13 protein-coding genes and 1 tRNA gene are annotated in these 12433 nt (G+C 71.4%); 10 read left to right on the top strand and 4 right to left on the bottom strand.

The genetic code is table 11. From position 1 onward, the window contains the following. Positions 1 to 27: 27 nt before the first annotated feature. Complete coding sequence (locus HQM25_RS00190) at positions 28 to 1125, bottom strand: LacI family DNA-binding transcriptional regulator (protein WP_172988371.1); 1098 nt, start codon at positions 1123 to 1125, stop codon at positions 28 to 30. A gap of 80 nt (positions 1126 to 1205) precedes the next feature. On the opposite strand from HQM25_RS00190, the gene HQM25_RS00185 reads away from it, so the two are divergent. The 5 genes from HQM25_RS00185 to HQM25_RS00165 all read left to right on the top strand — a co-directional run bounded on the left by HQM25_RS00185 (position 1206) and on the right by HQM25_RS00165 (position 7410). Next, the gene (locus tag HQM25_RS00185) at positions 1206 to 2438 is read left to right on the top strand and encodes an MFS transporter (RefSeq protein ID WP_172988370.1); all 1233 of its coding nucleotides are present in this window, start codon (positions 1206 to 1208) and stop codon (positions 2436 to 2438) included. A gap of 59 nt (positions 2439 to 2497) precedes the next feature. Further along, positions 2498 to 3193: an endonuclease NucS gene (nucS, locus tag HQM25_RS00180; protein ID WP_172988369.1), complete on the top strand. Its 696-nt coding sequence runs from the start codon at positions 2498 to 2500 to the stop codon at positions 3191 to 3193. 104 nt (positions 3194 to 3297) lie between these two features. Continuing rightward, positions 3298 to 4029 (top strand): HAD hydrolase-like protein, encoded by a 732-nt coding sequence (locus HQM25_RS00175; RefSeq protein WP_172988368.1) that lies wholly within the window; start codon positions 3298 to 3300, stop codon positions 4027 to 4029. Beyond that, positions 4022 to 5305 (top strand): hypothetical protein, encoded by a 1284-nt coding sequence (locus HQM25_RS00170; protein WP_254359444.1) that lies wholly within the window; start codon positions 4022 to 4024, stop codon positions 5303 to 5305. The genes HQM25_RS00175 and HQM25_RS00170 overlap by 8 nt, the downstream gene beginning before the upstream one ends. 14 nt (positions 5306 to 5319) lie before the next feature. Then, a complete protein-coding gene (locus tag HQM25_RS00165) occupies positions 5320 to 7410 on the top strand; it encodes a bifunctional lysylphosphatidylglycerol flippase/synthetase MprF (RefSeq protein WP_172988366.1) in 2091 nt (696 codons plus the stop codon). A 58-nt stretch (positions 7411 to 7468) separates the two neighbouring features. On the opposite strand, the gene HQM25_RS00160 is transcribed toward HQM25_RS00165, so the two are convergent. Beyond that, positions 7469 to 7675, bottom strand: a complete 207-nt coding sequence (locus HQM25_RS00160) for a cold-shock protein (RefSeq protein ID WP_172988365.1) — start codon at positions 7673 to 7675, stop codon at positions 7469 to 7471. 311 nt (positions 7676 to 7986) lie between these two features. Between HQM25_RS00160 and HQM25_RS00155 the strand changes: the two genes are divergently transcribed. From HQM25_RS00155 to HQM25_RS00145, 3 genes are read left to right on the top strand one after another with little or no spacing between them, the layout of a single operon-like run. After that, entirely contained in the window at positions 7987 to 8619 is a 633-nt protein-coding gene (locus HQM25_RS00155; protein WP_172988364.1) for a GntR family transcriptional regulator, read from the top strand. A gap of 27 nt (positions 8620 to 8646) precedes the next feature. Next, positions 8647 to 9138, top strand: coding sequence for a GNAT family N-acetyltransferase (locus HQM25_RS00150; RefSeq protein WP_172988363.1), 492 nt, complete (start codon positions 8647 to 8649; stop codon positions 9136 to 9138). Continuing rightward, positions 9138 to 10493 carry an amidase family protein gene (locus HQM25_RS00145; RefSeq protein WP_172988362.1) on the top strand — a complete coding sequence of 452 codons (1356 nt, stop codon included), beginning with the start codon at positions 9138 to 9140 and terminating at the stop codon, positions 10491 to 10493. Before HQM25_RS00150 ends, HQM25_RS00145 begins: the two co-directional genes overlap by 1 nt. A 71-nt stretch (positions 10494 to 10564) precedes the next feature. On the opposite strand, the gene HQM25_RS00140 is transcribed toward HQM25_RS00145, so the two are convergent. Continuing rightward, positions 10565 to 10846, bottom strand: a complete 282-nt coding sequence (locus tag HQM25_RS00140; protein WP_172988361.1) for a hypothetical protein — start codon at positions 10844 to 10846, stop codon at positions 10565 to 10567. A gap of 237 nt (positions 10847 to 11083) precedes the next feature. On the opposite strand from HQM25_RS00140, the gene HQM25_RS00135 reads away from it, so the two are divergent. Both HQM25_RS00135 and HQM25_RS17920 read left to right on the top strand, forming a co-directional pair. Continuing rightward, positions 11084 to 11632, top strand: a complete 549-nt coding sequence (locus HQM25_RS00135) for a type 1 glutamine amidotransferase domain-containing protein (RefSeq protein ID WP_172988360.1) — start codon at positions 11084 to 11086, stop codon at positions 11630 to 11632. A 215-nt stretch (positions 11633 to 11847) separates the two neighbouring features. Further along, positions 11848 to 11976 carry a hypothetical protein gene (locus tag HQM25_RS17920; protein WP_302182833.1) on the top strand — a complete coding sequence of 43 codons (129 nt, stop codon included), beginning with the start codon at positions 11848 to 11850 and terminating at the stop codon, positions 11974 to 11976. Between the two features lie 282 nt (positions 11977 to 12258). On the opposite strand, the gene HQM25_RS00130 is transcribed toward HQM25_RS17920, so the two are convergent. Further along, positions 12259 to 12342: transfer RNA gene (locus HQM25_RS00130), tRNA-Leu, on the bottom strand. Positions 12343 to 12433 lie beyond the last annotated feature (91 nt).

The following is a 12433-nucleotide window of genomic DNA, read 5'->3' as shown; positions in this document are numbered from 1 at the left end:
AGTGCAGGAACTCTACGGCTCTGGCGATCAGGGTGTCGGCGACAGTCTAGCGGCCCCCGACGCGGCGAGGCCCGTCTCGACCGGCGCTGCCGCGGTGGTGTTGCCTTCGCGGAACACGCACGTGAACCGGATGGATGCCGCTTCCCGGCCCTCGAGCATCGCGGCCACCGCCACGCCGGCGGCGCGCCCCTTGTCGGCGGCGGGCTGGACGAGCGTGGTGAGCTCGTACGGAGCGAGGCCGTCGATCTCGATGCCGTCGAAGCCGGTGACGCTGAGGTCTTCGGGCACGCGCAGCCCCGCCTCCTCCGCCGCGCGGATCACTCCCACGGCGAGGAGGTCGCTCTGTGCGATGACGGCGGTAGGGCGAGCGGCGGGATCGGCGAGGATCGCGCGGCCGGCGGCGACACCCTCGTCGATCGAGCTCGCCGCCGCAGCGTACACGGGCGCCGACGGGTAGATCTCGCGGGCCCCGCGCAGGCGGTCGCGCGTGACGTCGACGGTGATCTCGTCGTCGGCGGCGCCCTCGACCCAGCCCGCGGGCCCGTCGGCACGGTGAGGCAGCGTGAGGATGACGACAGCGGAATGTCCGAGCGTGCGCACGTGGCTGGCCGCCTGTCGCTGCGCCTCGACGTTGTCGAGATCGATGCGCGGCACGTCGGCGCCGGCATCCCCCTCCATCACGACCACCGGGATGCCGCGCCCCAGCACCGCGTCGAGGGATTCGCGGAGGCGCCCGCTGCACCCGACGAGCACGGCGGCATCGATCGGGGCAGTCGTGAGGGTGGCGCCGCGGCCCGAGGGCTCGTGGTCGCGCAGCAGGAGGAGTCCTGCGCCCAGGGGCGAGACGGCGTCGGCGAGGCCGTCCATCATGAGGGTCTTCACCGGATCGAGGAACGCGGCGCCGAGGTGCTCTTCGAAGACCACCCCGACGATGCCCGAGCGCCCGGTGCGCAGCGACGCCGCACGCGGGTCGGGGCCGGTGTAGCCCAGTTCAGCCGCGGCATCCTCCACTTTCCGACGCGTCGCATCGGAGACCGGGGTCTTGCCGCTGAAGACGACGGAGGCCGTCGACGGCGAGACGCCGGCCTTTCTCGCGACGTCGGCGATCGTGGCTCGGGTGCCCATGCGCCCGATGCTACCTGGCTCGCTCGGAATCCGCCGAATCGATTCGACGATTGTCGAATCGATTCGGTACGATGGCCCGCATGGAACAGGTTCTCACCCGCACGACCCTCGTGCAGTGGCGCACGGCGATCTTCACGATCTTCCTCGTGTGCGGCGTCGGCTTCGCCTCGTGGGCTTCGCGCCTGCCGGCGGTCAAGGTCGACCTGGGTGCGAACGACTTCCAGATCGGTGTGCTGCTGTTCGTCATCGGCGTCGCCTCGATCATCGGACTCTCGCTCGCGAACCTCGTCGTCGCGCGCTGGGGCGCCCGTCGGGGCATGTACGTCACCGTGATCGGATTCGCCGGCGGCATGGTGGTCGCGGGCATGGGCGTCGAGTACGCGCAGTCGTTCGGCGTGACCGCCGTGGGCCTCGCGCTGATGGGGCTGTGCATGAGCGCGACCGACGTCATGATGAACGTCGAGGCCGCCGCCGTCGAGCAGGCCAGTGGCAAGACGCTGATGCCGCTGTTCCACGCCTTCTTCTCCTTCGGCACGGTCGCCGGCGCCGGCGTCGGCATCGCGATGGCCGCGTGGAGCGTCGGGGTCGGCTGGCACCTCACCGGCGCCGCGATCGCCGTGCTCATCGCCGGACTGGTCGCCCTGCGGTTCGTGCCGCACCGCGCCATCGCGCACGACGATGACGACGCCCCGGTCTCGACCCGCCGCGAGCGGTTCGGCCAGATCCTCGAGGTGTGGCGCGACCCGCGCACCTACGCGATCGGCGCGATCATGCTCGGCATGGCGTTCGCCGAGGGCAGCGCCAACGACTGGCTCACGATCGCCATGGTCGACGGCCACGGCGAGACAGAGGCCGTCGGCGCGATCGCCCTGACCGTGTTCTCGGTCGCGATGACCGCGTTCCGCGTGCTCGGCGGTCCGCTCGTCGACCGCCTCGGTCGCGTGTGGACACTGCGCATCCTCGCGGTGCTCTCCGCCGCGGGCCTCATCATGTTCATCCTCGCCCCGTCTCTGCCGATCGCCTTCGTGGGCATCGCCCTGTGGGGTGCGGGCGCCTCGCTCGGCTTCCCGCTCGGCATGTCGGCAGCCGCCGACGACCCGAAGAAGGCCGCCGCCTCGGTGTCGGCCGCCGCGACGATCGGGTACATCGCGTTCCTGTGCGGACCGCCCGTGCTCGGCTGGATCAGCCACCAGGTCGGCATCCTCCCCACCCTCTGGGTGATCGTCGGCCTCATCGTCATGTCGGGCCTGGCCTCCGGCGCAGCCAAGCCGATCGCCGGTTCGACCGTCGGCGCCGGACACGTCCGGCACTGAGCAGGCCCGCAGCCGTGGGCGGCCGGGCGGCGGCATCCATCCGCGGTTAGGCTCGTCGGATGCGCCTCGTCATCGCCCGCTGCTCCGTCGACTACACCGGCCGGCTCTCGGCGCACCTGCCGCTCGCGACGCGGCTGCTCGTGCACAAGGGCGACGGCTCGCTGCTCGTGCACTCCGACGGCGGCTCGTACAAGCCGCTCAACTGGATGAGCCCGCCCTGCCGGCTCGAGGTCGAGAAGCCCGACGAGGAGTCCGCGTCGGCGGGCGTGCAGGAGCACTGGCGCGTCACCCACGCGAAGACGGGGGATGCCCTCCTCGTGCGCATCTACGAGGTGCTGCACGATTCGTCGCATGAGCTCGGCATCGACCCCGGGCTGCAGAAGGACGGCGTGGAGGCCGATCTGCAGCGTCTGCTCGCCGAGCAGGTCGAGGTCATCGGCGACGGGCTCACGCTCGTGCGCCGCGAGTTCCCGACGGCGATCGGCCCGGTCGACCTTTTGCTGCGCGACCCGGCGGGCGGCACGATCGCCGTCGAGGTCAAGCGCCGCGGCGACATCGACGGCGTCGAGCAGCTCACGCGCTACCTCGAGCTGCTCGGCCGCGACCCTCACCTGGCGCCCGTGACAGGCGTGTTCGCCGCACAGGAGATCAAGCCCCAGGCGAAGGTGCTCGCCGCCGACCGCGGCATCCGCTGCGTCACGCTCGACTACGAGGGCATGAAGGGGATCGAGTCGGGAGCCCCGCGCCTGTTCTGAACCGCGCCTGTTCTGAACGCGGCCCGTTCTGAACGCGGCCCGTTCTGAACCGCGCGCCGCTCCCGCCCGGCGGAGCGCGCGGGCGCGCCGATAGGGTGGGTGCCATGCCACACCGCTCGCCCTGGACCTGCATTCTCTGGGACGTGGACGGCACGATCGTCGATGCGTCCGACGGGATCCTGCGCCGGCTGACGATCACGCTCGAGCACTTCGGCAGGCGTCCGCCGACGCGCGCCGAGCTCGTGCACTGGATCGGCCCGCCCATGTACGAGTCGTTCCAGGTCAACGTCGGCATGACGCCGGAGCAGTCGTCCGAGGCGGTGGCGTTCTACCGGGTGCTCGGCAAGGCGGACGGGTACACGACCGGCGCGAAGCTGTTCGACGGCGTAGGCGATCTGATCCACGAGGTGCACGCCGCCGGCATCCCGCAGGCGACGGCGAGTTCGAAGCCCGAGATCCAGGTGGTCGCGCTCATGGACCACTTCGATCTGTCGACATCGTTCACCGCGATCGTGGGCGCGACCCCCGACGAGAAGACCCTCAGCGCGAAGAGCGACATCGTGGCCGAGGCGCTGCGCCGCCTCCGGTCCGCGGGCGTCGACACGAGTCGTCCGGTGCTGATCGGCGACCGCCACCACGACGTCGAAGGCGGCGCCGAGCACGGGGTCCCGGTGATCTTCGTCCGCTGGGGGTTCAGCTGGCCGCACGAGGCAGACGGGGCGCAGGCCGCGGTCGACGACGTCTCGCAGCTGCGCGATCTGCTGCTGTTCCCGGATGCCGCGAGCTCGGCATCCCCTTCCGCCGAGCATCACGGAGATGTCGCCGCCGATGCCTGATCTGCTCGCCGCCGCGCTGGGCTGGGTCGTCCCGGTCCTGGTCGGCTTCGTCGTGGCCGCACTCGCGCTCTCGATCACGGTGTGGGCGGTGCGGCGATCGCGGCGATCGCCGCGGGCTCGCGCCGCCGCGGAGCAGGCGCGCCGCCGCGCCGGTGCAACCCTCGTGCGGCTCGACGACGCCGTCGCCGCGTTCGACGTCGAGCTGACCCTGTCGGGCGCACTGATCGACGAGTCCGCGCCGCCGACCCTTCGTCGCTCCCGGCGCACGGCGCAGCGGGCGCGCGACGAGTCTTTCGCCTCCTACCGCGCGCTGAGCGCCGTGGCGCTGCATCCCACCGACGTGCGCCGCGGTGCCCACCGCGTCGAGCACGATTGCGATGCCGCCCTCGAGCAGGTCACCGCGGCCGCGGCCGAGCACCGTGCCTGGGCGGCGCAGCACGTGTCGGCGCGCACCCAGCTCGACGCGGCCCGCGCGCGGCTCGCGCACCTGCACGACGAGATGGGCGAGCCGACCGCGCTCGTCACCGATCTGTCGACCCGGTTCGCCGAGCAGGAGTGGCGGGATGCCGCCCAGGCCGCACGCACCACCGTCGCCCAGGCCTCCGAATCCGCGCGCCTTCTCGACGCCGCCGAGGCGCACGTGACCCGTGCGGGGGCGGAGGGAGCCGGGCGCGGCGACGCGCATGCCGACCTCGTCTCCGCCGAGCGCGCGCGCCGGCGCGCCGAGACCGCCCTGCGGGTGCTCGAAGAGCGTCACCGGCTCGTCACGCAGGCCGCACAGGCCGTGCCGGAAGAGGTGGATGCCGCCCGCACGGCCGTGCGGCAGGCGATGGCCACCCGCGAGCACCTCGATCCGGTGGAGGGGACCGCGCTCGAGGACGAGATCCGCGCGATCGCGAACGAGGTCGATGACCTCACCGCGACGGCGGCGCGCAACCCCACCGGGGCGATCGACCGGATCGCGCGGCTGCGCCGGCGCCTCGACCACGCTCTCGACGCCGGGCGCACCGACCAGCAGCGGCTGCGTGCCGCCCGCACCGCACTGCCCGGAACCCTCGCCGCCGCGCGCTCGCTCGTCGCCCGCGCCGAGGCCCGCCTGTCGACGGGCGACGCGTCGGCCGATGCGCGTGCGCTGCTGTCGGCTGCCCAGATCGAACTCGCCACCGCCCGCCAGGCCCATGATCCGGTGATGGCGCTCGATGCGGCGCGGCGCGCCATGTCGGATGCCGACGCCGTGGCGGCGCCGAAGACACCCGAGGCCGCACCGGCCCGCTGAACCCAAGGAGCGCGATGACCTCGTCGGATGCCACCACCGTCGTCCCGCCGCGCTCCCGCCGGGTGGTCGCCGCGCTCGCCCGCATCCCGGCGACCCTCGCGATGCTCGCGGCGCTGCTTCTGGCCGGGGTGATCGGCGCGGGCCTGTGGGCGCCGTTCGAGGACGGCCCCTGGTGGGATGCGGTGGCCTACGGCCTCCCAGCCCTGCAGGAGGGGAGATGGTGGACTCCCGTGGTCGGCACGTTCTTCGTGAACCAGCCCTGGGTCTACGTCTTCACGATCGCGAGCTTCGCCGGCATGGCGTTCCTCGAGTCGCTGCGGGGCTGGCGCGTCGCCCTCGCGTATTTCTGGGTGGGTCAGCTGTTCGCCGTGCTGGGCTCCGCGCTCCTGCTGTCCGCCCTCTCGCTGATGCCGTGGGCGTGGGCGCAGACCCAGGCGACCGCGCTCGATGTCGGACCCTCGGGCGGCACGATGGCGTGCATCGCCGCCGCGGTGGGTCTGTTCGTCTCCCCGTGGCGCGTGCGCGCCTGGCTGGTGCTGCTCGGATTCGTGTTCGTCGCGATGCTCTTCTGGGGCGAGCTCGCCGACCTCGAGCACCTGCTCGCCGTGGTGCTCGTGCTGTTCGTCGATCGGTCGCTGCGCGTGCAGCACACGACGGTGCGCGAGCAGCGCCTGATCGCGTTCATCGCGGTGCTCGTGCTCGGGGCCGTGCAGATCATCTCGGCGCTCGTCCCCACCGATGGCCTGTTCGGTACGACCGAACCTGCCACGGGCGGCTTCATCGACTTCGCCGTCGACACCGCGATCATCCTCTTCGTGGCGAACGGCCTGCGCCGCGGCCGGCGCTGGGCGTGGGTGGTCACGCTCATCATCAGCATCCTCAACATCCTCACCGCCGGCCTGGTGATCACCGCGATCGTGATCACCACCCAGGCTCAGGTCGAGGCGACGATCGACGGCGAGACGGAGCTCGCCCTCGCCAGCGGCGTGCTCTGGCTGCTGATGCTCGTTTACCTGGTCTGGGTGCGCGGGGCGTTCCGCTCGCGGCGCCGCTCCCGCATCGGCCAGCCGCCCCCGCCCGGTGTCGACGAGGTGAAAGAGGCGCTGCGCACCCACGGCGGCGGCACACTCTCCTGGATGACGACGTGGGACGGCAACTCCTACGCGCGCACCGCCGGCGGCATCGTCACCTATCAGCGGCGCCTGGGCGTGGCGCTGGCATTGGCGGATCCCCTCGGGCCGGAGTCGTCGCGCGCGGCATCCATCTCGGAGTTCATCCGCATGTCCGAGACCGCCGGTCTGATCCCCTGCTTCTTCAGCGCCGACGAGTCGAGTCGCGCGGCCGTGCCGCCGACGTGGCGGAGCCTCGTGGTCGCCGACGACACGATCGTCGATCTGCCGGGCCTGGAGTTCACCGGCAAGCGCTGGAACTCGGTGCGCACCGCGCTCAACCGCGCGGGCCGCGAGGAGATGACGTTCCGCCTGACGCGGCTCAAGGAGGAGCCCTGGGGCGTTCAGCAGCAGCTGCGGGCAATCTCGGAGATGTGGGTCGGCGACAAGGGCCTGCCCGAGATGGGCTTCACACTCGGCACGCTCGTCGAGGCCGAGGACCCGGAGGTGCGCCTCGCGCTGGCCGTCTCGCCGTCGGGCGATGTCGACGGCTTCCTGTCGTGGCTGCCGGTCTACGCCGGCGACGGGAAGGTGCGCGGCTGGACCCTCGACCTCATGCGCAGGCGCGAAGGCGGATTCGGACCCGTGATGGAGTTCCTCATCGGCATGTCGGCGCGCACGTTCTCCGACGAGGGCGCGCAGATCATGTCGCTGTCGGGCGCGCCGCTGGCACACGACTACCCGGAGGATGCCGGCATGATCGCGTCGCTGAGCGACCGGCTCGCCGACATGCTCGAGCCGGTGTACGGCTTCCGCTCGCTCCACCGATTCAAGGAGAAGTTCCACCCGCGATACGAGACGCTGTACCTGCTGTACCGCGACGAGGCGGACCTCTCCCGCATCGGCGGGGCGCTCACGCGTGCGTTCCTGCCCGAGGCGACACTGCGCCAATTCGCCGGCGCAGGCCTGGAGCTCGTGCGCGGCGACAAGGACTGAACGGAGAGGGACCGAGCCGGACGGTACAGACGCACGCCCGGCTCAGTCGCCCCGAGCGTCAGAGGGGACGGATGTTCTCCGCCTGCAGACCCTTGGGTCCCTGCGCGATCTCGAACTCGACGCGCTGGTTCTCCTCGAGCGAGCGATAGCCCTTCGAGTCGATCGCGGTGTAGTGCGCGAAGACGTCTGCGCCGCCCTCGTCAGGAGCGATGAAGCCGAAGCCCTTCTCCGAGTTGAACCATTTGACGGTGCCCTGCGTGCTCATTACTTGCCGTTCTTCGGGGATGCCCGCGCTCATGCAGCGAGTCGATTTCCAACGTACTGATCCGCGCGCAGGCTGGCGATACCGGTGACCGAAGGTGACAGAAATGTTGCACAGAGAGGTGACAGAAATGTTGCACAGGAGGTGGATGCCGGTGGCTCCGCCCCGGAACCATCGCGCGCCCGGGCTGAGCGATGCTCGAAGCCCGGGCGCCGACGGATCCCCCCGGATAGGCCACGCGAGGCGTGACACGCACACTCTACCGATATATCAGTGGCCGGGGTAGGGAAACCGGTGCGTAGAATGTCGAGGTCATGACGCAGAAGTTCGCCCCTCTCGCGCCGCGGGGAGCAGCACTCGGAGACGAGGTGCACGCGCGACTCGCTGACGCCATCCTCGACGGCACCCTCGCCCCCGGCGAGCAGCTGCGCGATCAGGAGCTCGCGGAATGGCTCGGCGTCTCCCGCACGCCGGTGCGCGAAGCGCTGCAGCGCTTGGAGCGCGTGGGGCTCGTCGAGGTGATCCCGCACCGCTACACGCGGGTCGCCCTGCCGCGGGCCGAAGACGACACGATGGAGTTCGTGGCCTATCTCATGGGCAACCTCACCCGCATGACCGCCGCGCGCGCGACCGACGAGACGCTGCGCGAGGCGCTCACGTACGCCGACGACATGGTGCACGCCGCGCGCGGCGAGGATCGCGCCGCCCTCGCCGAGCGCAGCTATGCGTTCTTCTCCTTTCTCACCCGCGCCGCCGACAACGTCGCCGTGCGCAGGGTGATGAAGGAGGCGGAGGTGGCGATCCGACGCGACATCAAGGACTGGCGCCCGTTCGTCGACTGCCCCGTCGCGCGCGGGGGTCTCTACCAGGAGTACCGCGACGCCCTGGCTGCCCGCGACGGCGCTGTCGCGGAAGACGTGCTGCGCCGCATCCACGGACTGGCCTGAGTCCGACGCCCTCGCTACGGTGAAGCCGTGGGCCACATCGAGCTGCGCGACCTCGACGATGACGATCTCGACGCGATCTTCGAGATGATGCGCGACCGCGACGCGATCGCGATGGCCGCCTTCACGGCTGAGGACCCCGACGACCGCGCGACCTTCGACGCCTGGATCGCGCGGGAGCGCGAGGCCGAAGACGTGCGGTACGCGGTCGTGACCGAGAACAGCGGCTTCGCCGGCACGGCGGCCGCGTTCACCGTCGACGGCGACCGCGAGGTGAGCGTCTGGATCGCACGCCACGCGTGGGGCCGCGGGGTTGCGACAGCGGCGCTGCAGCAACTGGTCACGCACGAGCCCGAGCGACCGCTGTACGCGCGAGCCGCCGCCCACAACGGCGCGGCGATCGCCGTGCTGCGGAGCGCCGGCTTCACCGAGGTCTCGCGCGGCACGGCATACGCGCCGGGGCTCGGGCGCGAGGTCGAAGAGGTCGTCTTCACGCTCGTGCCCGCCGTGGACGGCAGCTGATGGCGCTCGATCCCCGGCGCGCCTCGGCGCGCGCCCTCGCCGCCGCGCTCCGCGCCCGCGAGATCAGCGCGGTGGAGCTGCTCGACGAGTCGCTGGCCGCGGTCGCCGAGCATGATGGCGCGGTGAACGCGCTGGTCGTGCACGACTTCGACCGCGCTCGCGCCGACGCGCGGGCCGCCGACGACGTGCTCGACCGCGGTGAGGGTGGGCCGCTGCAGGGCGTGCCGATCAGCGTCAAGGAGAGCTTCGATCTTCGCGGCCACCCGACCACGTGGGGCATTGCCGAGCTCGTCGGTCACCGCGCCGAGCGCGACGCACTGGTCGTGCGTCGGCTGAAGGATGCCGGGGCCGTCGTCATCGGCAAGACGAACGTTCCCGTCGCCCTGAACGACTGGCAGAGCGACAACCCGATCTACGGGCGCACCCGCAACCCATTCGACCTCGATCGCTCGCCGGGCGGGTCGTCGGGCGGATCCGCGGCGGCGGTCGCGCTCGGATACTCCGCCCTGGAGCTCGGCTCCGACATCGGCGGGAGCGTGCGCGTGCCCGCCGCCTTCTGCGGGGTGTTCGGCCACAAGCCGACCTGGGGCATCGTGCCGAACGAGGGCCACTCGCCGGGCGGATGGGACGGGGAGGCCGCGCCGCTCGCGGTGATCGGCCCGCTGGCGCGCACCGCCGAAGACCTCTCGCTCGCGCTCGGCATCGTCGCGGGGCCGGACGACTTCTCACCCGCGAATCGCCTCGAGCTCCCGCCGCCCCGCCACGATCGGCTCGGCGCGCATCGCGTGCTGGTGCTCGACGAGCACCCGTCAGCCGCCACCGGCGCGGTCGTGCGCGCGGCGGTGGATGACGTGGCACGCGCGGTCGCGGCATCCGGCGCCGCCGTCGCCCGGTCGAGCGACCTCCTGCCCGACCTGGCCCGGCTGCTCGACGACTATCGGGTGATGCTCGCCGCGGTGGGCTCGCGGCGTGCGCCCGAGGGAACCCCGTCTCTGCCGGTCAAGGACTGGTTCGACCTCGTCGACCGCCAGCGCGCCGTGCGACGCCAGTGGGCCGCGCTGTTCGAGCAGTTCGACGTCATCGTCGCGCCGGTGTACGGCACGGTGGCCTTCCCGCTGTTCGACGAGTCCGTCGCCAACGACGAGCGGATGCTGCGCATCGACGGCCGCGACGAGCCGTACGAGCCGCAGCTGGCCTGGCCGTCGCTGGCGACCTTCGGCAATCTGCCGGCGACCGCTGTGCCCGTGGGGCTGACCGCCGAGGGCCTGCCGCTGTCCGTGCAGGTGATCGGCCCCCATCGCGGCGACCTGACGACGATCGCCTTCGCCGCGGCGCTCGCGGGCGAACTCGCGTAGCTCGAGGCTCGCCGACGCGCCCGGCGATTCGCGATCGTCCCTCAGGCGGCTCCGCTCTCGCAGCCGCGATGTCAGGATCGGTCGCCGATGTGCAGATCGGGATCGGGCTCGTCCGGGTCGGACACGCCGGGATCGGGCTCAACCGCGCCCGTCCCGCGCGTATCGGATCCGCCGGTCTCGTCCGCGACCCCGGACCCCGGGTCCTCCTCGGGCTCGAACGTCGACGGCTCGCCGGTGTGGCCGGCCGCGGGCCCGTCGGGCGCGGCTGGGATCGTCCCATCCGGACCGAGTCCGCCCGGCTTCGGCTCGCCGTCCGGATCGTTCTGCGCTGTGGCGTTCGTTTCGTCGCCCATCGCGTGACCTCCGTCTCGTCGACGGCGACACACCGGTTCGGCATGCCGTCGTGAATGCGAGCACATCACAGTGCCAGGCGCGGCGCGAGTGGGTTGACATCGGCGCCATCCCCCTCGCGGGGCGGCGAAATGTACGTCGGGCGCGGTTCTGACGCAACCCCCGTGCCACCGGCATCCATCGCACATAGCGTGGTGCGACCGGCTGCGAGCCGGCCGGATCGACGAAGGAGAAGCGACATGGCACGAATCGACGGAAAGCGCATCGCGTTCCTGCTCACCGACGGATTCGAAGACAGCGAGCTGACCTCCCCGTGGAGGGCTGCGACCGAAGCGGGCGCCCGCGCGACGCTCGTCTCGCCCCGCGCAGGCGAGGTGACCGGGAAGAACGGGCACACGCAGTCCGTCGACACCGCGGTCGGGAACGCTCAGGCCGACGAGTTCGACGCGCTCGTCCTGCCCGGCGGCGTCGTGAACGCCGACCATCTGCGCATGGACGACCACGCGGTCGCGTTCACGAAGACGTTCTTCGAGCAGCACAAGCCGGTCGCCGTCATCTGCCACGGTGCGTGGATCCTCATCGAGGCCGACGTGGTGCGCGACCGCACGATCACGAGCTACCCCAGCCTGGCGACCGACCTGCGCAACGCGGGCGCCGACTGGGTCGACGAGGAGGTGGTCGTCGACGCCGGACTCGTCTCGAGTCGCACGCCCGACGACCTTCCCGCGTTCAACGCGAAGCTGCTCGAAGAGGTCGCTGAAGGAACCCACGCCGCGCAGACGGCGTGAGCGGCTGAAGCCTGAAGAACGGAGAAGTGGCAGATGAACACCCCTTTCCCGGCCGCGGACGCACCCGGCCCACCCGGCGTACCGGAGCCGCCGAGCAGTCCCGAACCCGCCCCGCATCCGCCGGAGCCGGCCGCTCCGCACCCGGAGGAGCCGACGGCGCCGCACCCGGACGAGCCGACCATCCCGTCGCCGCCCGAGGCGCCGAGGCCACCCATGTGACCGCGGCCCCCATCACCGAACGCCGATCAGAGGAGGAACTCATGGCGCAGATCATCGAGACCATCGACGTGGACGTGCCCGTCCGCATCGCGACCGGTTCCTGGCGCGGAGACGTCGCCAACTGATCGCCTCGCCCGGCACGGGATGCCGGATGTGACGAATGGATGGGCCCCCGGTGACGGGGGTCCATCCATATGGGCGCGATCATCCACCAGCCCGCTGGCCAGATGTGTGGAACTTGACGGGGACTTCGTCACCCTGATCGACGGGATTCATGCCGGCGTCGTGCAGCGCTCCCACGATGGCTTCATCTGACGACAAGAGGTTTACTGCAGGCAACGCAAAAACGGATGAACCCCCGAAACCGGGGGTTCATCCGTTCACGATGTCCTGAGACATCACAACTGTGCGCGAGGGGGGAGTTGAACCCCCACGCCCTTTCGGGCACTGGCACCTGAAGCCAGCGCGTCTGCCTATTCCGCCACTCGCGCAGTTCGTCTCTTCCGGATCGCTCCGAATTCAACTTCCCGAGGATATCACGGTCTTCTCCTGAGCCCGAATCGTGGTGCGTTCCCACCGCAT

This window comes from Microbacterium hominis, from assembly GCF_013282805.1.
GTDB lineage: Bacteria > Actinomycetota > Actinomycetes > Actinomycetales > Microbacteriaceae > Microbacterium > Microbacterium hominis_B.
This window is presented reverse-complemented; position numbering and strand designations above follow the sequence as displayed.

Bases quoted from the DNA above. Each gene is read 5' to 3' on its own strand.
- HQM25_RS00190 (WP_172988371.1), bottom strand. From the start codon at position 1,125: ATGGGCACCCGAGCCACGATCGCCGACGTCGCGAGAAAGGCCGGCGTC.
- HQM25_RS00185 (WP_172988370.1), top strand. From the start codon at position 1,206: ATGGAACAGGTTCTCACCCGCACGACCCTCGTGCAGTGGCGCACGGCG.
- nucS (WP_172988369.1), top strand. From the start codon at position 2,498: ATGCGCCTCGTCATCGCCCGCTGCTCCGTCGACTACACCGGCCGGCTC.
- HQM25_RS00175 (WP_172988368.1), top strand. From the start codon at position 3,298: ATGCCACACCGCTCGCCCTGGACCTGCATTCTCTGGGACGTGGACGGC.
- HQM25_RS00170 (WP_254359444.1), top strand. From the start codon at position 4,022: ATGCCTGATCTGCTCGCCGCCGCGCTGGGCTGGGTCGTCCCGGTCCTG.
- HQM25_RS00165 (WP_172988366.1), top strand. From the start codon at position 5,320: ATGACCTCGTCGGATGCCACCACCGTCGTCCCGCCGCGCTCCCGCCGG.
- HQM25_RS00160 (WP_172988365.1), bottom strand. From the start codon at position 7,675: ATGAGCACGCAGGGCACCGTCAAATGGTTCAACTCGGAGAAGGGCTTC.
- HQM25_RS00155 (WP_172988364.1), top strand. From the start codon at position 7,987: ATGACGCAGAAGTTCGCCCCTCTCGCGCCGCGGGGAGCAGCACTCGGA.
- HQM25_RS00145 (WP_172988362.1), top strand. From the start codon at position 9,138: ATGGCGCTCGATCCCCGGCGCGCCTCGGCGCGCGCCCTCGCCGCCGCG.
- HQM25_RS00140 (WP_172988361.1), bottom strand. From the start codon at position 10,846: ATGGGCGACGAAACGAACGCCACAGCGCAGAACGATCCGGACGGCGAG.
- HQM25_RS00135 (WP_172988360.1), top strand. From the start codon at position 11,084: ATGGCACGAATCGACGGAAAGCGCATCGCGTTCCTGCTCACCGACGGA.